At 52.2% G+C, this 20,602-nt stretch carries 15 protein-coding genes; 6 read left to right on the top strand and 9 right to left on the bottom strand.

The window, feature by feature from the left end; genetic code table 11:
- Positions 1 to 69: 69 nt before the first annotated feature.
- Entirely contained in the window at positions 70 to 2,193 is a 2,124-nt protein-coding gene (locus HUF19_RS15355) for a M13 family metallopeptidase (protein ID WP_260997437.1), read from the top strand.
- Positions 2,194 to 2,382: 189 nt separating this feature from the next.
- On the opposite strand, the gene exaC is transcribed toward HUF19_RS15355, so the two are convergent.
- Positions 2,383 to 3,903, bottom strand: coding sequence for an acetaldehyde dehydrogenase ExaC (gene exaC / locus HUF19_RS15350; protein ID WP_260999516.1), 1,521 nt, complete (start codon positions 3,901 to 3,903; stop codon positions 2,383 to 2,385).
- A 269-nt stretch (positions 3,904 to 4,172) separates the two neighbouring features.
- On the opposite strand from exaC, the gene HUF19_RS15345 reads away from it, so the two are divergent.
- Positions 4,173 to 5,126, top strand: coding sequence for an AraC family transcriptional regulator (locus tag HUF19_RS15345; RefSeq protein WP_260997436.1), 954 nt, complete (start codon positions 4,173 to 4,175; stop codon positions 5,124 to 5,126).
- On the opposite strand, the gene HUF19_RS15340 is transcribed toward HUF19_RS15345, so the two are convergent.
- A complete protein-coding gene (locus HUF19_RS15340) occupies positions 5,107 to 5,799 on the bottom strand; it encodes a class I SAM-dependent methyltransferase (protein WP_260997435.1) in 693 nt (230 codons plus the stop codon). The two genes, HUF19_RS15345 and HUF19_RS15340, sit on opposite strands and share 20 nt — an antisense overlap.
- Positions 5,800 to 6,013: 214 nt before the next feature.
- Between HUF19_RS15340 and HUF19_RS15335 the strand changes: the two genes are divergently transcribed.
- Together HUF19_RS15335 and HUF19_RS15330 are read left to right on the top strand one after the other, a co-directional pair.
- On the top strand, positions 6,014 to 7,027 hold the full coding sequence (locus tag HUF19_RS15335) for a type I glyceraldehyde-3-phosphate dehydrogenase (protein ID WP_260997434.1): 1,014 nt from the start codon (positions 6,014 to 6,016) through the stop codon (positions 7,025 to 7,027).
- Positions 7,028 to 7,412: 385 nt separating this feature from the next.
- Positions 7,413 to 8,015 (top strand): hypothetical protein, encoded by a 603-nt coding sequence (locus HUF19_RS15330; protein ID WP_260997433.1) that lies wholly within the window; start codon positions 7,413 to 7,415, stop codon positions 8,013 to 8,015.
- A gap of 91 nt (positions 8,016 to 8,106) precedes the next feature.
- Here the strand turns inward: HUF19_RS15330 and HUF19_RS15325 are convergent, their stop codons facing one another.
- The 3 genes from HUF19_RS15325 to dapC form a co-directional block, all read right to left on the bottom strand.
- Positions 8,107 to 9,840 carry an ABC transporter transmembrane domain-containing protein gene (locus HUF19_RS15325; protein WP_260997432.1) on the bottom strand — a complete coding sequence of 578 codons (1,734 nt, stop codon included), beginning with the start codon at positions 9,838 to 9,840 and terminating at the stop codon, positions 8,107 to 8,109.
- 164 nt (positions 9,841 to 10,004) lie between these two features.
- Entirely contained in the window at positions 10,005 to 10,436 is a 432-nt protein-coding gene (locus HUF19_RS15320) for a SufE family protein (RefSeq protein WP_260997431.1), read from the bottom strand.
- Between the two features lie 9 nt (positions 10,437 to 10,445).
- Complete coding sequence (dapC, locus tag HUF19_RS15315; protein WP_260997430.1) at positions 10,446 to 11,639, bottom strand: succinyldiaminopimelate transaminase; 1,194 nt, start codon at positions 11,637 to 11,639, stop codon at positions 10,446 to 10,448.
- A 138-nt stretch (positions 11,640 to 11,777) separates the two neighbouring features.
- On the opposite strand from dapC, the gene HUF19_RS15310 reads away from it, so the two are divergent.
- On the top strand, positions 11,778 to 13,610 hold the full coding sequence (locus tag HUF19_RS15310) for a sensor domain-containing diguanylate cyclase (protein ID WP_260997429.1): 1,833 nt from the start codon (positions 11,778 to 11,780) through the stop codon (positions 13,608 to 13,610).
- Here HUF19_RS15310 and HUF19_RS15305 read toward each other — a convergent pair whose 3' ends face one another.
- Positions 13,611 to 15,386 carry a GGDEF domain-containing protein gene (locus tag HUF19_RS15305; protein WP_260997428.1) on the bottom strand — a complete coding sequence of 592 codons (1,776 nt, stop codon included), beginning with the start codon at positions 15,384 to 15,386 and terminating at the stop codon, positions 13,611 to 13,613.
- A gap of 183 nt (positions 15,387 to 15,569) precedes the next feature.
- Positions 15,570 to 16,940 carry an 8-oxoguanine deaminase gene (locus tag HUF19_RS15300; protein ID WP_260997427.1) on the bottom strand — a complete coding sequence of 457 codons (1,371 nt, stop codon included), beginning with the start codon at positions 16,938 to 16,940 and terminating at the stop codon, positions 15,570 to 15,572.
- Between the two features lie 346 nt (positions 16,941 to 17,286).
- On the opposite strand from HUF19_RS15300, the gene HUF19_RS15295 reads away from it, so the two are divergent.
- Positions 17,287 to 18,945, top strand: coding sequence for a sensor histidine kinase (locus tag HUF19_RS15295; protein ID WP_260997426.1), 1,659 nt, complete (start codon positions 17,287 to 17,289; stop codon positions 18,943 to 18,945).
- 42 nt (positions 18,946 to 18,987) lie between these two features.
- On the opposite strand, the gene HUF19_RS15290 is transcribed toward HUF19_RS15295, so the two are convergent.
- On the bottom strand, positions 18,988 to 19,686 hold the full coding sequence (locus HUF19_RS15290) for a TetR/AcrR family transcriptional regulator (protein WP_260997425.1): 699 nt from the start codon (positions 19,684 to 19,686) through the stop codon (positions 18,988 to 18,990).
- A gap of 143 nt (positions 19,687 to 19,829) precedes the next feature.
- The gene (locus HUF19_RS15285) at positions 19,830 to 20,567 is read right to left on the bottom strand and encodes a hypothetical protein (protein WP_260997424.1); all 738 of its coding nucleotides are present in this window, start codon (positions 20,565 to 20,567) and stop codon (positions 19,830 to 19,832) included.
- Between the last annotated feature and the right edge of the window lie 35 nt (positions 20,568 to 20,602).

The raw sequence follows: 20,602 nt of genomic DNA, 5'->3' as shown, positions 1-20,602 counted from the left end.
TCATTATTAATGTGTTCCGGTCCGGGGTTTTTACTCTCCGGGATATCCCCCAACAACAGGGAAAGGTTAATGACTATGATGGTAAGTTTACTGCGTACATCCACCAGACTAATCGCATTATGTGCTGCAGTACCTCTGGTTTTATTCAGTAACGGTTGCAGTACCGGCACCGATAACAACTCCGCTCAGGAACTACAGGCAATTCCCCAGTTGTCGGGTAAGGCCGCATTGGGGAGTTGGGGCGTGCAAACGGCGAATATTTCGTCTGATATAAAACCTGGTGATGATTTTTATGGCTATGTGAACGAGGGCTGGCTGAAAACAGCTGAATTTCCTGCTGGTATTCCGCGGATGGATTCCTTTGTCGAACTGGCGCTGAAAGCCGAAACGGATATCCGCGAAATCGTTGCGGATGCTACAGAAAAACCTGAAAACTCCAATCAACAACAGATTGCGGCGCTGTATACCAGCTATACCGATCTGGACACACTGGAAAAACAGGGACTGCAACCGGTTAAGGATAAACTGGCGGCGATTGCCGCTGCGACGCAGCGCGGTGAACTGGCAGCGCTGATGCAGCAGCCGGGCTACAACGCCATCGCTGATCTCAATGTGCAGATCGATACACGCGACCCGTCACGCTATATTCTGGCCTTACGTCAGGGTGGTCTTGGGATGCCGGCGCGGGAGTATTATCTGCTCGACGAAGCTCCTTATCCTGCTCACCGACAGGCATATGCGGATTACATTTCCGATTTATTTAAAATGGCAAATATGCCGGAGATGCAGGCTTTGGTTGCCGACATCGTTCAGTTTGAACATGCACTGGCTGATGCTCAGTGGAGCAATTCCGAGATGCGGAATCCTGTCCGGATGACCCGCTATATGTCGCTGGCCGAACTGGCTGAATATGCTCCGGGAATTGACTGGTTGGCGATGCTGAACAGCCTGATGGTTGCACCAAATGAACCGCTGCATAAAGACGTGATAGTTGTCGTTAATACCGATTCAGCGCTACAAAAAATTGCGAACATCTTTCAAACCACAGACTTTAACGTATTGCAGGCGTACATGAGTTTTCATGTGCTGGATAATTATGCCGATTATCTCGCAAAGCCCTGGCGCGACCGTCATTTTGCTTTTTACGGTAAGCAGTTACAGGGCTTAGCCGAGCAGCGTAGTCTGGAGCAGAATGCCATTGCTCTGCTTAATGGTTATCTCGGAGAAGTCGTTGGACAGGAATATGTTAAGCGTCACTTTCCGGCTGAATACCGTCAGTCATTGATGGTGTATGTTAATTATCTGAAAAATGCATTCCGCGAGCGCCTGCAAGCGCCGGGCTGGATGGATGATGCGACCCGTAAACAGGCATTGGAAAAATTATCCATGCTGAAAACTGAAATCGGTTATCCGACCCGCTGGCACGATTACTCAGCGCTGGAGCTTAAAAAAGATGATCTGATCGGTAATATCGACCGCTTATATGGCTGGCTTATGAATGACACTCTGGCCAAGTTACATGAGCCGGTCCGGGAGTGGGAATGGTCCTATAGTCCACAGCAGGTTAATGCATATTATAGCCCGCCACAGAATGAAATTGTTTTTCTTGCGGCCATTCTGCAGCCACCGTTCTTCGATCCTAATGCCGACTTTGCCGTAAATTTTGGTGCAATTCTTACCGTTATTGGTCATGAAACCAGTCATGGTTTTGATGATCAGGGAAGCCAGTATGATGGCACCGGACGACTGCGTAACTGGTGGAGTGAGGCATCTGCCAAAGAATTTAAAAAACGTGGTGATCAGCTGGTGGCTCAGTACGAAACCTTTGAGCCGGTCCCCGGCGCTCATATTAACGGACGTCTGACCTTGGGCGAAAATATCGCCGACCTTGGGGGTATCTCGGTGGCCTATCATGCCTTGCAGAACTATATTCGCGATCATTACCCGGATGGAGCCCCTGTACTGGATGGTTTCAGCGCGGAGCAGCGTTTCTTTTTATCCTGGGCACAGATGTGGCGCTCTAAACGCACGGAAGATTATCAGCGCCAACTGTTGCTGAACGATCCGCACAGTCCGGGGCGTTTTCGTGCCAATGGTACGGTACGGAATCTTGATGCCTGGTATCAGGCGTTTGATGTAGGCCCGGATGCGGCTCTGTACTTGCCGCCGGATCAGCGTATTACAACCTGGTAGCAAGGGTGATCCTGAATAAAGATGCGGCTTCGGCCGCATTTTTTATAGGTATCAGTAAACAGCACACTGAACGTTCGCGCCGGTTAAACGCAACATAAAAAAGTGCCCGCTGGGAAGCGGGCAATGCTGTAAATAATCAGCCAGCGGTATATTGAGAGTGGAGGTGCGGCCCGCAGGCCGCAGGTAAGATCAGAAGAAACCCAGCGGGCTGGTGCTGTAGCTGACCAGCAGGTTTTTGGTCTGCTGATAATGCTCCAGCGCTTTTTTGTGGGTTTCGCGGCCGATACCGGATTTTTTATAACCACCGAAGGCAGCATGCGCCGGATAGGCATGGTAGCAGTTGGTCCAGACCCGGCCGGCCTGAATATTACGGCCCATGCGGTAAGCCAGATTCATATCACGCGTCCAGACACCGGCACCCAAACCAAACTCGGTATCGTTGGCGATGGCCAGTGCTTCGGCTTCGTCTTTAAAGGTAGTCACACTGATTACCGGGCCGAAAATTTCTTCCTGGAAAATACGCATATCATTTTTGCCGTACAGCATGGTTGGCTGAATGTAATAGCCTTTGCTGAGGTCGCCGTTCAACGCTTCGGCATTACCGCCGAGCAGCACTTTGGCGCCTTCGGTTTTACCAATGGCAATATAATTCATAATGCGTTCGTACTGTTCTTCCGAGGCCTGAGCACCAACCTGGGTGTCGGTATCCAGCGGATTGCCACGGATAATTTTTCCGGCACGGGCCACGACCATTTCGATCAGATCGTTGTAAATACTCTCCTGAATCAATGCACGTGACGGACAGGTGCAGACTTCACCCTGATTAAAGAAGGCCAGCGTCATACCCTCAACACATTTACTCAGGTATTCATCTTCGTGCTGCATCACATCGGAGAAATAAATATTCGGTGATTTTCCACCTAATTCAACGGTGCTTGGAATTAATAAATCGGCGGCGCATTTCAGAATATGCTGGCCCACCGGAGTGGAGCCGGTAAAGGCAATTTTGGCAATACGCTGGCTGGTGGCCAGCGCCTGACCGGCTTCTTCGCCGATGCCGTTGACAATATTCAGTACGCCGGGTGGCAGCAGGTCACCGATCAGTTCCATTAATACCAGAATGGATGCCGGAGTTTGCTCCGCTGGTTTCAGTATCACACAGTTACCGCCCGCCAGTGCCGGACCGAGTTTCCAGGCGGCCATTAACAGCGGGAAGTTCCACGGAATAATCTGACCAACAACCCCGAGTGGCTCATGAATATGGTAAGCCACGGTGGTTTCGTCGATTTCGGCCATAGTGCCTTCCTGCGCACGCAGACAGCCTGCGAAATAACGGAAGTGATCCACCGCCAGCGGAATATCGGCGGCCAGAGTTTCGCGTACCGCTTTGCCATTATCCCAGGTTTCGGCTACGGCCAGCATTTCCAGATTCTGTTCCATACGGTCGGCAATGCGCAGCAGAATATTGGAGCGTTCGGTAGCGGAGGTCTTGCCCCAGGCCGCTGCCGCATTGTGGGCCGCATCCAGCGCCAGTTCGATATCGGCGCCATCGGAACGTGGCACCTGACAGAACACCTGACCATTGACCGGGCTGATGTTGTCCATATAGCGGCCGTTAACCGGTTTAACCCAGTCACCACCGATGTAGTTCTGATACTGGCTTTTAAAGCTGACGACCGAGCCGGTCTGTCCGGGGTTGGCATAAATCATGGCGTTCTCCTTGTTATTGTTCACACGCAAGCCTTGGACTTTTGTCTGGGCTTAGCGGGTTGTGTGAGTTCAGGCTATGTGATCTGATGATTAACCACTTGCCTGAGCGTCTGAATCACTGTGCTGAGCGTCCATGCTGCTCAGTCTCAGCCGTAAATGTTGTCAGCGACAGACATAAGGCATGGCCGGCAGGCCCGCATAACAAGCAGATAAAAAATAATTAAAACAAAGAGATACCGCACAAATGTCAGCGGTAACAGGAGGTCAGAATGCGCGATTCAGGTCTGGCAGCTCAGGCGGCGTTTAACCGCCGTAATCTTGTTCGTGGTTCTGGCCCGCAGCAGCTGGTGGAGAACCGCACGGTCTTTGCCAGCCATGGCGCTGAGCTGTCAATCTACGACACTTTTGCCTCTGCAGAAAAAGTCCGACTCGATGCGGAAGAGATTCTCTACTGCGGCATGATCAGCGGCAAAAAAGTACTGCACGGTAAACATCATTTTAATTCGGCTTTTTTACCCCATGAATCTTTTGTCATGGCGCCAGGTGAAACCGTTGCTATTGATTTCCCCGAGGCCACTCTCGATAACCCGACCAGCTGTTTAACCCTGGGTATCAGCCGTGAGCGGTTGCGTGATGTCTGTGATCAGCTCAATCAGAAAAATCCGTTACCGAAAGAACTGGGCAGCTGGCGCCCGCATGATGATCATGTGCTGCATCTGTTTCATACCGAGGCAACGCAACAATTGCTGGAACGTATAGTTGGCAGTTTTGTGCATAACGATGATGACCGTGATCTGGTACTGAACCTGGGCGTTACTGAATTACTAACCCGCATGCTGCGCCAGCAGGGGCGTAATTTTTTACTGAATTGCGCGCGCCATGACCCGACCTTAAATGCTCTGACAGAAACGGTTCGTTATATTGATGATCATCTGGCGGAAACCGTTGATATTGAGCAACTGTGCCGTATCGCCTGTATGTCGCGCAGTAAGTTTTATCAGCAGTTCCGGCATGTGATGGGGACCGGGCCGATGGAATATATCCAGCAGCGCCGCCTTGAACGGGCGCGGGAATTACTGCAGAGCGGCCGTTCTGTTACCGAAGTCTGCTATGACGTCGGCTATGTGAATGCCAGCCACTTTACCCGCCGTTTTCATCAGCAGTATGGTGTGTCGCCCAGAGATTATTTAAAACAACATCAGATTAAGATGGTTTCTGCCTGAAATTTTTTATCCAGGGTCTGGCAGCCACTTTACGGAAAATCACCACTCGCGGGCTGTCGCGCCAGACAATCTCCAGATCATAATGCCGGGCAATCCAGTCCGGCGTTTTTTCCTGCATAAACACCACATGAGTCGGGTCGCGGGTGTAATGCCAGCGCGAAAAATATTCTGCATCTGTCCAGCGGCTGGTCATTAAACCGAGATAACCACCTTCACGTAATAGGCCACTCAGCCTGCTCAGTTCGGCGTGCGGATTATGAAAATGTTCAAAGCATTCGGTGGCGGTAATAACATCGTACTGACTGCGTAACTGGGCAGGAAAGAAAAACGGATCGTAGTTATCGCAGGCAATACCTGCAGCCGCCAGCAGTTTTGATAATGTTGGCCCCGGCCCGCAGCCGTAATCGAGTGCCTGCATGCCCGGTGTTAATAATGGCAGCAGGGGGGTCAGCAGGTGCTGCAGAAACTGCACATAACCGGCATCTTCAATGCTGTTTTCATGGGTGGCGTAATAGGCTTTTTCGTCATCCGCACTCAGCCATTGCTGTGGGTCGGCAAAGGCCAGTGAGCATTGGCCGCAGCTGAAATAACGGCGTTTATCTGCACCCTGAAGTTGCTGGTGCGGACCCTGATCAGAGCACAGGGGGCAGCTCAGAGCGGTGGTCAGAGTCATGGATCTACCTTGTGATGGCGAGGCGGCAATATAGCATTGCGCCCGCCATACTGCGATGCCGGCCCGGTTTACTCTCACTGCCAGCGAGCTGAGCGGCCGCAGCCCGGCTGATTTGGGCGCCTGTAAAGAGCAGCCGCAGAAGGTACTTTGCCAGCACCGGTTAAATCCGCGAGAATAGCGGTCTTGTTTTACTGGCCCGGAGGCCGGGTATTTTATGACCACCCGTATTGCTATCAATGGTTTCGGCCGTATCGGCCGCTGTGTTCTGCGTGCTCTGTATGAAAATGGCTATCGCGATCAGTTGCAGGTGGTCGCCATTAACGAGCTGGCCGATATTGAAACCATCAGCTACATGCTGCGCTACGACAGCACCCACGGGCGCTTTCCGGGGCAGGTTGAGGTGGTGGATGAACGTCATCTGAGTGTGAATGGCGACCGTATCTGTATCCGCCACGAAGCGGATGCCGCCGCCCTCGACTGGGCTGCGCTGAATATTGATCTGGTGCTGGAATGCAGCGGCCAGATAAAAACCCGCGAAGAGTGTGAGCAGCATCTGGCCGGTGGCGCGCATAAAGTGTTGATCTCTAACCCTGCCGACAGTGCGGTGGATAACACCATTATTTTTGGTCTTAATCAGCACACGCTGAGTGACGATCAGCACATTGTTTCCAACGGTTCCTGCTCAACCAATTGTCTGCTGCCGATTCTGACTTTGCTGGATGACGCCTTTGGCATCGAAGCCGGGGTAACCACCACCATTCACTCGGCGATGAACGATCAGCCGGTAATCGACGCCTACCATTCCGATTTACGCCGCACCCGCGCCGCAGGGCAAAGTATTATTCCGGTCGATACCGGATTGCCGCTGGGCATTGCGCGTTTAATGCCGAAACTCGCCGGTAAAATCGAAAGCCTGCATGTGCGCGTGCCCACCATTAACGTGTCGGCACTGGATATCAGCCTGCAATTACAGCAGCCAACCACCACGGATGCGGTTAATGCACTGCTGGCAGAAGCCAGTACCGGTGCATTAAAGGGAATTATCGGTATCACCCATGATGCGCATGCTTCTATCGATTTTAATCACGATCCGCGCTCAGGGGTTGTCGATGCCACCCAGACCCGCGTCAGCGGTGGTCAGCTGCTGAAGTTGCTGGTGTGGTTTGATAATGAATGGGGTTTTGCCAACCGTATGCTGGATACTGCCTGTGCTATGGATCGGTGCTGATTAGGATGACTCCATCGTTCTGCACTACTGGATTTTAAATATTGCCGATGTATAAAGCACCTTCATTATCCTATCTTTACAATGCCAGACTAAGTACTGAGTGTCAGTTTAATTGTTATCTGCGCCGGGTATTTACGCTTATGCTTTATATACTGTTGGTTGTCCAGGTTAGATAATTTACTGAAATCTAGTATTGGTTAATGGTTATAGATGGGAACGTTCTTAGACTATTTGAAATTTTTCTTTTCAGGTGTGTATTTTGCTTGTTGTATTTCTTGAGGTAGTGATAATTCATTATTTTTATTATTAGAGAGGCATTTATTCACTTGTTATCTATTCTTTATTTTCCTCCACTCGACGTGGATTTAATTAAGGAAGGTCAAGGATGCTTAGTAAATTCTCAGTGAAAACACCGGTAGTGACTTTAGCACTACTAATGATTTCTTTATTCTCCGTAAATTCCTATTCTGCTCAGGCAGTCTTTCCAAGTTTTACGGTTGATCGGTTTCAGTTGTGGCAGTTTTATCCAGGCGGACCTGTTAACGGATATCTTGCTGCTGATCATATATCAAATGGTTACTATGGGCGGTCTGGAACAGCACCTTGGCCTGGGGATCACTTTAAGATAAAAGTCGAAATAACCAGTACGGCGGTCACATCAGTTGAGTTTTTTATTGACTACGATTCTGATGGGTATATGGACACTAATGAGCGTATCTATTTGTCAGAAAAGGATCCCACGGCAGGGGTTACGCCTCCGTTAAATTGGTCTTATGAAAATATTAAGACAATAGGGTCAACGTCGGGTGTTAAAAAACCCTATGTCTTTTATACCACTCTGTTTGTGGAGATGACTGATATAAATAGTTATTTAAATTCTGGGTGGCCTGAAGTTGCTACCCCTCTTTCTTCAACTAAGATTTTTGTAAGAATAAAAAATTCAGATGGCGAGTTTCTTCTTAATGATATTGGAATATCGGGGTATTAATTTCAGATTCAAAGTCAGGGGGGTAGGCCCCTCTGGTTTTGATTTTTTTATTATTTTAAAGTGCATTTTTTGTTAGTAGTTTTTTTGATTTTCAATGGCCAAACTGCAGATCCGCCAGCCGTTTATACAGCGGTGAATGTGTCAGGAGTTCGTTATGTGTGCCTATCGCCACCAGTTGGCCATGATCAAATACCGCAATACGGTCAACATTGGTGATGGTTGCCAGGCGGTGGGCAATGACAAAGGTGGTGCGGTTTTTCATTAAGCCATCCAGTGCCTGTTGCACCAGATGCTCGCTCTGGGCATCGAGGGCGCTGGTGGCTTCATCCAGCAATAATATTTCCGGATCGCGTAAAATAGCACGGGCAATGGCCAGCCGTTGTTTCTGTCCGCCCGATAACTTTACCCCTTGCTCCCCTAAAAACGACTGATATTTATCCGGTAGTTGCTGAATAAACTCATCGGCATGGGCAGCTTTAGCGGCGGCCAGAATATCGTCTTCACTGGCATCGGGGTTGCCGTAACGCAGGTTATCCAACACGTTGGCGCTGAACAGCACGGGTTGCTGTGGCACCAGCGCAAACTGGCTGCGCAGCTGCTGTAAATCCCAGTCCCGTAACGATTTTCCATGCAGCAGAATATCGCCCTGTTGCGGGTCGCGGAAGCGCAGTAATAAATCAAATAAGGTGGATTTTCCGGCCCCGGATGGGCCAACCAGTGCGATACGCTCGCCGGGCTGAATATCCAGTGTTAAATGGCTGATGGCTTTACTGTCTGGACGGCTGGGGTAGTGATAATGCACATCGCGGAAACTGACTAACGGCTGGCCTGCTTTTTCTTCAAACGGAATAACTGTGCTTTGTTGTGGTGACTGAATTTCAGCTTCGGTCGCCAGCAGCTCGCGGATACGCTCAGCGGCGCCGGCGGCACGCTGTACTTCACCATAGACTTCGGTCACGGCAGCCAGCGAACCGGCGACCATAATGGCGTAAAACACAAAGGCGGCCAGATCACCGCCGGACAATTTTCCGGCAATTACATCGCTGCCGCCGATATACAGCATACCGGCCACAGACCCCATCACCAGCACCATCACCAGAGCAATCAGCCAGGCGCGCTGGCGGATTCGTTTCAGGGCTACGTCAAAAGCACCTTCAGCGGCGAGGGCGAATTGTTGGGTAACAATATCTTCGCGGGTAAATGCCTGAACCACTTTAATATGCTGCAGACTTTCACCGGCCCAGGCGCCGACGCTGGCAATTTTATCCTGGCTGTCACGGGACAGTTTTTTCACCTTTCGGCCAAAATAAATCATCGGAAAAACCACTAAAGGCACGGCGACCAGAACAATCAGGCTGAGTTTTAAATTGCTTAAAAACATCAGCGTGATACCACCGATAAAGGTCAGCGAATTACGCAGGGCAAATGAAAATGATGAGCCGATAACCGTCTGCAGTAATGTGGTGTCGGTGGTTACCCGGCTCTGTATTTCACCGGCCAGATTGTCTTCAAAAAAGCTGGGAGGCAGGCTGACCAGGTGCTGATACAGCTGCTTGCGGATATCGGCCACCACCCGCTCACCGAGCCACGACACCATATAAAAGCGGAAATAAGCCCCGGTAGAAACCAGTACAACCAGAATGGCGAACAGCTGCAGGGCGTCGGCCAGACCTTCGGTGGATTGTGCGGCAAAACCATTGTCGACCATTAAGCGCACGCCCTGACCGAGGCCCAGGGTAAGCCCGGCGGTGGTGACCAGGGCAATGATGGCGATGGTTAAACGGAATTTGTAAGGACGGATAAATTGCCAGAGCCAGCGCAGCATCGGAGAGGTCTTTGTATATAAAGGATGTGCTTCAGGCTAGCGATTAGTACCAGCCAGAGCAAGGTGAACATCCGCCGGTATTCTGTGTTGTTATGGTGGGATAACTACAGCAGGCTGAATAATTACGATCGCCGCCGTGATTATTCAGCCTTTGCGATTTGTAATCAGGCGTTACGCGCGGTGTCCTGAATGCGCTGTACCATGGCGCGCAGGCCATTGCCGCGGGTCGGACTCAGGTGCTTTACCAGATCAATCTTGCTGAAATAATCATCGATATCGAAGGCGATAATGTCAGCCGGGGTTTTATGGTTGTAAGCGGCCAGCACCACACCGAGTAAACCGCGCACGATATGGGCGTCGGAGTCGGCTTCAAAGGTCAACACGCCGTTATTTAATTCGCTGTCGATCCATACCTGACTCTGGCAGCCGCGCAGCAGGTAGGTATCATTTTTCTTGTCATCACTCATCGCCGGTAATTGTTTACCCAGGTCGATGATGTATTTGTAGCGCTCTTCCCAGTCGTCAAAAAAGCCGAGGGTGTCGAGGATATCTTCGGTGCTGATGTCTGCGCCGAACGGGTTCTGTACTAAAGCCATAATCAGTCCTTACAGAGATTCAACAAAACGGCGGATGCGGTGAGCGGCTTCGATGCATTCATCAACACCAGCCACCAGAGCCATACGAACGCGTTTTTCACCGGGGTTAATGCCATCGACGGTGCGCGATAAATAGGAGCCGGGCAGCACAGTCACATTCTGCTGGGCAAATAATTGCTGGGCGAAGGTTTCTTCATTAATCGGGGTTTTTGCCCATAAATAAAAACTGGCGTCGGTCTGTTCCACCGCCATCACCGGATTCAGAATGTCGATTACCGCGCGGAATTTCTGCGTGTACAGCGCACGGTTATCGGCAACGTGCTGTTCGTCATTCCAGGCGGCAATGGAGGCCAGCTGGGTCTGCAGCGGCATCGCGCAGCCGTGGTAAGTACGGTACAGCAGGAAAGGTTTTAACAGCGCGGCGTCACCGGCAATAAAACCGGAACGCAGGCCCGGCAGGTTGGAGCGCTTGGACAGCGAATGAAACACCACGCAGTTTTTATAATCGTGACGGCCTAAACGGGCACAGGCTTCGAGCAGGCCCATCGGCGCTTCTTTGCCATCGACATAAATTTCGGAATAACACTCATCACTGGCCAGTACGAAGTTGTAACGGTCGGCCAGTTCAATCAGCTGTTTAAACTGTTCGAAGCTCAGTACCGCACCGGTCGGGTTGCCCGGCGTGCACAGGAACAATAACTGGCAGCGCTGCCAGACATCGGCCGGTACGGCGTTGTAGTCCGGGTGGAAATCGTTATCGGCCAGACAAGGCAGGAAATGCGGTGTGGCACCGGCCAGATAGGCTGCGCCTTCGTAAATCTGATAGAACGGATTCGGGCTCACCACCAGAGCATCGGGCTGGCTGCGGTCAACCACCGCCTGGGTGAAGGCAAAAATCGCTTCGCGTGTACCGTTGACCGGAATCACCTGCGCTACCGGATCAATGCTGTTCAGGCTGAAGCGGCTTTTGAGCCAGCTGGCAATGGCTTCGCTCAGCTGTGGCAGGCCCTTGGTGGTCGGGTAATTTTCCAGACGGCTGATATTGTCGATCATCGCCTGCTGCACAAAGGCCGGAGACGGATGCTGAGGTTCACCGATGGACAGGGCGATATGCGGCAGCTGCTCATTCGCCGTAACGGCGGCTTTCAGCTTAGCGAGTTTCTCAAAGGGATAGGGCTGTAATTTGCTCAGATCGGGATTCATGCCTTCCACCGGAGTTCGGAATTTCAGTTGCGCGGCATTATACAGGCATTTGCGCAGGATGCTGCTTTGCGCTCCGGTTTGACGCTGTCATTCAGGCCCGCCATAGTTTCATCAGAGGATTTTGACTGCGGAGCCAACATGCAGCGGCTGGTTTGGATGATATGGAGTCTTTGGCTGATGATGCTGCCTGCGGCGTTGCAGGCGGAGCCGGACGGCGCTTTCCGTGCCCGTGAAGGCGTGCTGGATCTGTCTGGCTGGACGGCGGCACAGCCGCTGGCGCTGGCGGGAGAGTGGCGTTTTGCCTGGCAGCAGCTGAGTGATGGCATCGGCAGTGATGACTGGCCGTTGTTTGTTATGCCATCGACCTGGGATCAGAGCGGCCAGGCCGGTTATCAGTACCCGGGGCAGGGCTATGCCACCTTTGTGCTGGATATTCAGGGCCTTGATCCGGCCATTAACTGGGCGCTGTTTATTCCTGAAATCACCAGCAGTTTTCGCTTGCTGGCTAATGGTCGCGAGCTTATTCACGGCGGTAACGTAACTGCTGCTCTGGAGTTGGTGCAGCCCTATCAGGGCAATCGCTGGGTCAGTCTGGGGCGCATCTCTGAAGGGCGTATAAAGCTGGTGCTGCAGGTGGCTAACTATCACCATCACAGTGCTGGTCCCTGGCAGTCACTGTTACTGGGCTCTGAGTATCAGATCACCCGCAGCTATGCCCATCATGTGATTTACGAAGCCGTTATTCTGCTGCTGCTGGCACTGATTGGCCTGCTGCTGTTGCTCGAATATCTGGTTGACCGTAAAGACCGCACCGGATTGTGGCTGGGCTTGTTTACCCTGATGCTGGGCGTGCGCCTTGGTACCACCTCCTTTGCCCCGCTGTACTGGATGCTCGATATCAGCCCTTCCTGGATACTTCATATCCGGGTTATTTACATCAGTATGCTGCTCAGCCCGGTGCTGTTGTTTACCTGGCTGCATTCTGCCTTCAGCGGCGACTTCAGCCGGCGTTTGCGCAATCTGTGCAGTCTGCCTTTTCTGCTTGCCGCCCTGACTTGCCTGTTGCTGCCGCCCTTATGGTTTACCGCATTACTGGGCGTCTTTGGCGGCTTATTGTTGCTGGTGGTGGTGGTTGCCATGGCGGTGTTGCTGCGCGCTGTTTATCTTGGCCGCCGTGGCGCCTGGGTGATTCTGCCGGGCATGGTATTGCTTGGCGTGGCGGTTATTCACGATGTGCTGCTGATAAATCAATTACTGGTAGGTCAGTTCTGGTCGCCACTGGGTTTCCTGATTTTTATAGTGTCGATGATCTGTAACTTCCTGCTGAACCGGGTCTGGGCCCGGCAGGAAATCGTACGCCTCAGTGAGCAGTTGTTGCAGGTTAACCGCGAACTGGAACAGCGGGTGGCAGAGCGTACTCAGGCGCTGGCGGAAAAAGCCAACGCCCTGCAGGATGCCAACCAGCAGCTGCAGGTGCTGGCGGATGTGGATGGCCTGACCGGCCTGCTGAATCGCCGTGCCTTGCTGCAGCAATTGCAGCAACTGAAGCAGTGGCAGGGTAGCGTTGCGGTTTTGTGGATCGATCTGGATCACTTTAAACGTATTAATGATGGCTTTGGTCACGCCGCCGGTGATGCGGTGCTGGCGGCCTTTGGTGCATTGCTGCGCCGTCTCGGGCGTGACCGTGACCGGCTGGCACGGCTGGGCGGTGAGGAGTTTGCGGTGCTGCTGCTTGATTGTGGAGCCGAGGGCGCGGAAACCTTTGCCCGGCGTCTGCAGCAACAGTTACGCGAGTTGCAGGTGCCGGACTGGCCGCAGATTCATAACCTGAGTGCAAGCACCGGCATCGCCATTGGACGCCTGGGAGAAACCGATGGCGAGGAGTTATTGAATGCGGCTGATCAGGCGATGTATGAAGTGAAACACTCGACCCGTGACGGTTACAAAATTGCTGCCGACTACCGTCGCTGATCAGTGGCCTGCGGCTTTAATGGCAACCGGCAGGATAGGTTGCATCTCCTGTCCCAGACAGTGCCAGCCACTGCCTGTTTTTTGTTTGGCCTGTTGTTTGGCCTGGGCTGCCAGCTGGGCCAGACTCTGCGGGTCCTGATTTTCAATCAGCGTTGAGGGCACCACGCCAATGGCTAAACCGAGCAGCGGAATACGGCTCAGCTGGCCGCTGCGGTCATGGGCGTTAAGGTAGCCGCGGCTCCAGTCATCGTTGCGGTGAAATTCAGAACATTGCTGATTAAACGCCTGCAGCAGTTGCTCACACAGCGGATAAAAATCCGCTTCCTGACTGATCAGCACAAAATCATCGCCACCAATATGGCCGACAAAATTAAGCGCCGAACTGTGCTGTTGCAGCAAGCGGCCGAGCCAGCGTAATACCGCATCGCCCTGACGGTAACCATACTGGTCGTTGTAGGGCTTAAAATGGTTCAGATCGAGGTACAGCAAATAGAAATGACTTTGCTGACGCAGCAGTTGCTCAATATGTTCGTCGATCGGAACATTACCCGGCAGCAGGGTTAGCGGGTTGGCATAACGGGCTTTCTGAATCTGGCTGTCGGTAATGTGTTTGAGCAGGTCTTTGCTGTTTACCACGCCCTGATAACGGCCTTCGCAGGTAACAATCAGATGCTGGCGCAGGTCTTCGTCGTCGTCATCGGTGAGTACTTTGCTGACCGCCTCAAGCGTCATGGCGCAATCGACGATCAGCGGATTCTGCTGCATAAAATGGCCGACGGTTTTACGCTCAAACAACGCACGGCCGTATGGCTGGGCGAATAATTCCAGCAATTTACGCCGGTGCAGTAAACCGACCGGGCGCTCCTCTTCCAGCACCGGCAGCGACATTAGCAGCGGATTATCACGGAACAGTTCATCAACTTCGCGCATTGGCAGCGAGGCGGCAATGGTTTCCAGTGGCTGGCACAGGTTGACGATTGGCTGTTCGACGCCATTGGCATGCACCGGACTGGTGAGGCTCAGGCCGTGCTCCGGGGTCTGGAATTCGGCTTTGCTTTGCGGTTTACCGAGCAGATACCCCTGACCGATATGAATACCCATACTGCGGATTAAATTCAGCTCGCCCTGAGTCTCAATACCTTCGGCAATCACTTCGCACTGCAGCTGCTCGCACAGATGCACCACTGAGGAAACAAAGGCCTGCTTTACCGTGTCCTGATCGATGCGGTCGATAAAGTGGCGGTCGATTTTGACGTAGTCGGGGCGGATCTCTGACCAGAGTTTCAGGCCGGAATAACCACTGCCCAGATCGTCAATGGCAATGCCATAACCCAGCTCTTTCAGATGGCCGATCAGCGTCAGGAACTGACCGGTATTCTCAATCGGAAAGCGCTCGGAAATTTCCAGCACAACATCGGTTGGCTGCAGACCATTGTGGGCCAGACGCTCAGTCAGCTCGCTGATCTCCTCAGCATAGTTGAGCAGACTTTGCGGGCAGATATTAATAAATAACAGGCCGTCGCTTTGCTGCCGCGAAAAATGACGGATAGCCGAACGGATGCAGAGAATCTCCAGATCCGGAATCCGGTCAAACTGGTGGGCCGCCTGGAACATCAGATCCGGGCGCTGTAATAAATGACCCGGAGCTCCGCGGGTGAGTGCTTCATAGCCAAGGGCGCGGTTGCGGCTCAGATCGACTATGGGTTGCAGCACGGTATGAATGGCTTCCTTGCTGATCAGCTCGTCCAGACTGCGTTGCAGAAGATGGGGCGCCATATCAAAACCAAACAGAAAAAGTCAGCGTATAGTGCGGCGCTTGCATGACCTGCAGATGACAAAATGGTAAACAAAATCAGCGGTTGTGTAAGAGGATGTGAGCAGCGCAGGCCTGCTGAGAAAAAGCATAAAGATAACGCTGGTCAGCAGGCAGAAAATGGTCCTGCTGACCGCTTCCCGGATTCAGTGTCCGCTGAACAACTGGCTGGCCGCCTGCTGGTGGTTGGCCGCCTGCTGGTGGTTGGCCATCAGCTGGTGGATATCGCCGCCCAGCCATTGTTTATCGCGTACTTTCCAGTCCCCGTTGATCATCACCGCGTCAGCCTGACTTGCACCACATAGCACCAGCGCTGCCAGTGGGTCATGAGCGCCGCTGAAACGCGGTTCATCCAGCTTAAAGAAAGCAATATCCGCACGCTTACCGGGCGCCAGTTCGCCAATATCATCGCGCCGTAATACCTGCGCCGAGCCTTTGGTAGCCAGATGTAACGCATCCAGATGGGTGAACTCATCGGCCTGATAGCGCAGGCGCTGAATTAATAATGCCTGCCGCACTTCCTGCATTAAATTGCTGTGGTCGTTGGAGGCGCTGCCATCGACACCCAGTCCGACGGGGCTGCCAGCGGCACGTAATTCATTTACCCGGCAGATACCGGATGCCAGCACCATATTGGATGACGGACAGTGGCAGATACCGGTACCGGCACGGCCCAGTCGCTGCACTTCTTCATCGTTAAAATGAATACCATGCGCCAGCCAGGTGCGGTTATTCAGCCAGCCGACCGAGTCCAGATAATCCAGTGGCCGCTGGCCAAACATCTTCAGGCAGAACGCATTTTCATCTTCGGTCTCGGCCAGATGCGTATGCAGGCCGACATCGTATTGTGCCGCCAGCTCCGCACTGGCCCGCATGATGTCCGGCGTGACGGAAAACGGCGAGCAGGGCGCCAGAGCGACTTCCAGCAGCCCCTGATCATCACGCTGGTGCCAGCGCTCAATCAGGCGTTTGCTGTCATCCAGAATCACCTGTTCGGTCTGCACCACCGAACGCGGTGGCAGGCCGCCATCATCCACACTCAGGCTCATCGAACCACGGGTCAGGGTGGCGCGCATACCCAGTTTTAAGCTGGTTTCGGCCTGAATATCGATGGCGTTTTCCAGCCCGGCCGGAAACAGATAATGATGGTCGGCCACCGTGGTGCAGCCAGACAGCAACAGCTCGACCATCGCCAGTTCGGTGGCCAGCGCATGTTGTGCCGGGGTCAGTCCGGCCCAGATCGGGTAGAGGGTTTGCAGCCAGGGGAATAAGCGCTTGTTGAGTGCTGGTGGGCAGGCGCGGGTCAGGGTCTGGTAGAAATGATGATGGGTATTCACCAGGCCGGGCAAGACAACGTGCTCGCTGGCATCGAATACCTGACTGACAGGGCCGGAGGGTTGCTGCCCGGCGGCCAGCACTTCAAGGATACGGCCATCGGCGATCACCAGGCCGCCACTGGCGTCCTGCAGGTTGCCGCTGAATACGGCACGGGGGTGTTTAATCCAGAGAGTGTTCATGGTGTGCTCCGCAAAGGTTCGCTGCGGTGGTGGCAGACAGGAAGGACTGGGCACCGGTCGCTAACGAATAAGAATAAACCGCACAGGCGTGCGGCGGATCGTTAGCAGTGACCAGGTGTTAATCTGCTGGCGTTGATGATAACAGGCTGCAGCGGTCGGGCAAGTAATGTGGCGAGGTTAGTGGCCACTTTGTGATGTGATTTATAAATAACAGGTATATCGCAGCTCACCTACAGACTGTTTTTTATTCTCACTCCTGTTGAGCTGGCTATCAGCCGCAGTCTTTCTAGACTCATAGAACCTGTGCTCACTGAACGCTAAGCAAGGGAATATGCAGGGAGGGAACATGAGTACATTTTACTGGCGCAGTGCCTCTGGCCTGAGGTTGCTGATCCGGCTGTTTATAGTCAGTCTGCTGTTGTCTGTATTGTCCTCTGCTGTGGCGCTTTACGGCGCTTACCGCTCGGAATTCCGCCACAATGAAGCCCTGCTGCAACAGATCCGCAGTGGCTACCTGCCGGCTCTGGCGCAGAGCGTGTGGAATTTTGATATTCCACAGGTCGAATCCCAGCTGGCGGCTCTGGTACAGTTTCCCTATATCCGCGCTGCTGTGCTGGATGCCGGTAATGGCGAGCACTTTTCCGCCGGACAGGCCGGGAACGAAAAACCCGCTGACAAGGTTCTGCAGGAGCGGCAGTTTGATCTGCATTATCACAATGGCGAGCGCAGTATTCTGGTCGGCAGTCTGCATTTGCAGCTGGATTTGGCGGCAATGCGTCAACAGATTCTGGCGATGGCTCCGGTTGTGCTGTTACAGCATCTGATGACGGTTCTGTTGTTGGCGGTTTTACTGTCGTTTGCGGTATTCAGGTGGCGCAAACGTTATGCCGGCTCTCAGCTGCGCGCTCTTACTGACTGGGCGGAGCGTGGTGATATTCGTGCACTGGTACAGTTGCCGGATGATGGTGGCGGCAGTGATGAGCTTAACCGCATTGGCCATACTATTAACCGTTTATGCCAGCAGCTTCAGCAGGTAATGGCAGAGCGTGATGATTCCGACCGTGAGTTGCAACAGCTTAAAAATCAGCTGGAGCAGAAAGTAGAAGAACGGACGGGCGAACTGAATAATGCCATTCTATCGCTTAACCGTCTGCTTGATACCCTGCAGGAAAACCAGCATGAGCAGGTAGAAAATGAAAAAATGGCGCAGCTGGGCAGTCTGGTTGCCGGTGTTGCCCATGAGCTGAATACGCCGCTGGGCATTTGTGTAACGGCCCGGAGTTATATCGAAGATTCAGTATTGCTGATTCAGCAGCGGGTGAAAGACGGCAGTCTGGATAAAAATACCTTCTCGGCGCAGATTAATAATATTTCCGAAGGCTTATTGTTAATCGACGAAAACCTGAACCGATCACACCGGTTGGTGCGCACGTTTAAATCACTGGCGGTGGATAAAGAAAGCGATTTCCGCTCGCGCTTTTCGCTGGAGGAGTTTCTGCAGGAATTCTCCGGTAATAGTAACGATTTCTTTGTTGAAGATAATACCTGTCGCATTGAATACGACCTTAGTCAGCCGTTTATTCTTAATACCTGCCGGCAGACTCTGGGGTTGGTTGTAGGAGCTTTAATAGGTAATTCGCTGGATCATGGTTATCCCGAGGGAGGGGATATTTATATTCAGATGCACGCCTACGTTGATGTGTCAGAGAATCTGCTGACGCTGATCTATAAAGACGATGGCGTCGGCATCAGTAATGAAGTGCGCGAGCATATTTTTGATCCGTTTTTTACTACAGGCCGTAATCGCGGCAAAACCGGTCTGGGGATGCATCTGGCGTATAATCTGGTTACACGTATTCTGCACGGCAGCATTGAGGTGTGTGAGCGCCGTCAGGGTGCGGAAAACCAGGGCGCAGAAATTCACCTGCGTATACCGCTGGATCTTGATCGTTATGAGCGGACAGCAGGAGATCAGGGATTAAAGCTGGTGATTAATAATCACTGAAACACCCCACAGAGACCTGTACGGATTCTGTGGGGAGCCTGATTAAACTTCAGCGGTATCTTCGCTACTGATTTCATTGCCGTCAGTACTGGCCAAATAAGCCGCACGCCCCGGCGGAGTCAGGCCGCAGCCACGCAAAATCATATCTTCGAGAAAATCACCAATACGCAGAATATCTTCTTCTTCGTACTGACGCTTGTTGGTTACTTCGAGAACCTGAGTTTCAAAGTCAGCGTAATGCTGAGTTGATGACCAGATCATAAAAATAAGATGGGTCGGATCGACGGCGCGGATTTTACCGGCATCAATCCAGCTCTGAATAACCTGGGTTTTCTCCCGCACCCATACCCGCATAGCGCCACTGATATAGTCTTTCAGGTAAGGTGCACCCTGAATGATTTCCATCGCGAAAATTTTAGAAGCATTCGGATGGGTATAGGAAAGGCGAATCTTAGTGCGGATAAACAAACTCAGAATATGAGCAGGATCACTGTCGGCATTAATATCAGACAGTACTTCGTTCCAGGTGGTCAGGATATTTTCCAGCAGGGCGCGATACAGATTGCCCTTGTTCTTAAAGTAATAATGAATATTGGCCTTAGGAACGCCGGCACGGTCAGCAATAGCCTGCATGCTGGTGCCTTTAAAGCCATGCAGAACAAACTCCTGCTCAGCAGCGGCAAGAATATTCTCGTTATTGCGCTCACGAATAGCGCCGGTTTTGTATTTTTGTGTGCTCATATCACTTCCCGCCAGTAAGAACCATATCTGGCATAACATAGTCTGTGAGGGCCTAAGGGTATCATATCCGCCATCGGGAGTGATAAATCTGTAGTCACAGACAATAAGGGGAGCACATGGCTCCCCTTATCACACCCGGATAATTACAGGTGTACTTTCAGCAGAGCGCTGACAACGTTCTGGTCAACACCTTCGATGCCGTATTTGTTACCCCAGTAGCTGTATTCGATACCAACTTTCACTTTACTGAAGGTTTTACCGATGACAGGCGCCAGATCATAGGTGATCTGTGGGTTGAAGTGCAGGTTGGCTTTACTGCCACCACGATTACCATCTGCCTCTACCTGAGTGGAGTAGTCAATATAACCGTCGATATTGAAAGCGCCAGCAGACCAGCCATAGGTCAGAGTCAGCTGATAATCGTCTGCGGTATTGTCGTTCACAGCATAAAATACAGTGGCACTTGCGAAGTTCATACCAGGGATGTTCAGGTCTGCACCAACACCGTACAGGTAGTTATCAAAGCCGCCCGAACTGGATTCCAGGGTGAAGGCTGCATTAACACTTTTAACGAGGCCGCCTTCAAACGAGGTCAGGGTTACTTTAGGTGAGAATTCACTGTAAGTAGCAGAGAAACCATCTTCACCTACGTGACGATCCATAAAGTAGAATAAGCCCCCCCAGCTGTGACCGGAAACGTGTTCCAGAGTATAGGTAGTCAGTGCGAAAGTATCGTCTTGCAGGTTGCCATTAAAAGGACCATCGACTTTATAGTCGGAGCCATACAGCACAGATACGCTGTTATCAGCCCAGAATTGTTCTGCCTGAGCAGTGCCGGTAGCGGCAGCGATAACGGCCAGAGCCAGAAGTTGCTTTTTCATTTTTTCTCTCCAGATTTTACAAGGTTTTATTTCTG

This window comes from Thalassolituus hydrocarboniclasticus (genome assembly GCF_025345565.1).
GTDB classification, from domain to species: domain Bacteria; phylum Pseudomonadota; class Gammaproteobacteria; order Pseudomonadales; family Oceanobacteraceae; genus Venatoribacter; species Venatoribacter hydrocarboniclasticus.
The sequence above is the reverse complement of the archived record's forward strand: the minus strand, read 5'-3'. Positions and strand labels throughout refer to the sequence as shown.

Bases quoted from the DNA above. Each gene is read 5' to 3' on its own strand.
- HUF19_RS15355 (WP_260997437.1), top strand. From the start codon at position 70: ATGACTATGATGGTAAGTTTACTGCGTACATCCACCAGACTAATCGCA.
- exaC (WP_260999516.1), bottom strand. From the start codon at position 3,903: ATGATTTATGCCAACCCCGGACAGACCGGCTCGGTCGTCAGCTTTAAA.
- HUF19_RS15345 (WP_260997436.1), top strand. From the start codon at position 4,173: ATGCGCGATTCAGGTCTGGCAGCTCAGGCGGCGTTTAACCGCCGTAAT.
- HUF19_RS15340 (WP_260997435.1), bottom strand. From the start codon at position 5,799: ATGACTCTGACCACCGCTCTGAGCTGCCCCCTGTGCTCTGATCAGGGT.
- HUF19_RS15335 (WP_260997434.1), top strand. From the start codon at position 6,014: ATGACCACCCGTATTGCTATCAATGGTTTCGGCCGTATCGGCCGCTGT.
- HUF19_RS15330 (WP_260997433.1), top strand. From the start codon at position 7,413: ATGCTTAGTAAATTCTCAGTGAAAACACCGGTAGTGACTTTAGCACTA.
- HUF19_RS15325 (WP_260997432.1), bottom strand. From the start codon at position 9,840: ATGCTGCGCTGGCTCTGGCAATTTATCCGTCCTTACAAATTCCGTTTA.
- HUF19_RS15320 (WP_260997431.1), bottom strand. From the start codon at position 10,436: ATGGCTTTAGTACAGAACCCGTTCGGCGCAGACATCAGCACCGAAGAT.
- dapC (WP_260997430.1), bottom strand. From the start codon at position 11,639: ATGAATCCCGATCTGAGCAAATTACAGCCCTATCCCTTTGAGAAACTC.
- HUF19_RS15310 (WP_260997429.1), top strand. From the start codon at position 11,778: ATGCAGCGGCTGGTTTGGATGATATGGAGTCTTTGGCTGATGATGCTG.
- HUF19_RS15305 (WP_260997428.1), bottom strand. From the start codon at position 15,386: ATGGCGCCCCATCTTCTGCAACGCAGTCTGGACGAGCTGATCAGCAAG.
- HUF19_RS15300 (WP_260997427.1), bottom strand. From the start codon at position 16,940: ATGAACACTCTCTGGATTAAACACCCCCGTGCCGTATTCAGCGGCAAC.
- HUF19_RS15295 (WP_260997426.1), top strand. From the start codon at position 17,287: ATGAGTACATTTTACTGGCGCAGTGCCTCTGGCCTGAGGTTGCTGATC.
- HUF19_RS15290 (WP_260997425.1), bottom strand. From the start codon at position 19,686: ATGAGCACACAAAAATACAAAACCGGCGCTATTCGTGAGCGCAATAAC.
- HUF19_RS15285 (WP_260997424.1), bottom strand. From the start codon at position 20,567: ATGAAAAAGCAACTTCTGGCTCTGGCCGTTATCGCTGCCGCTACCGGC.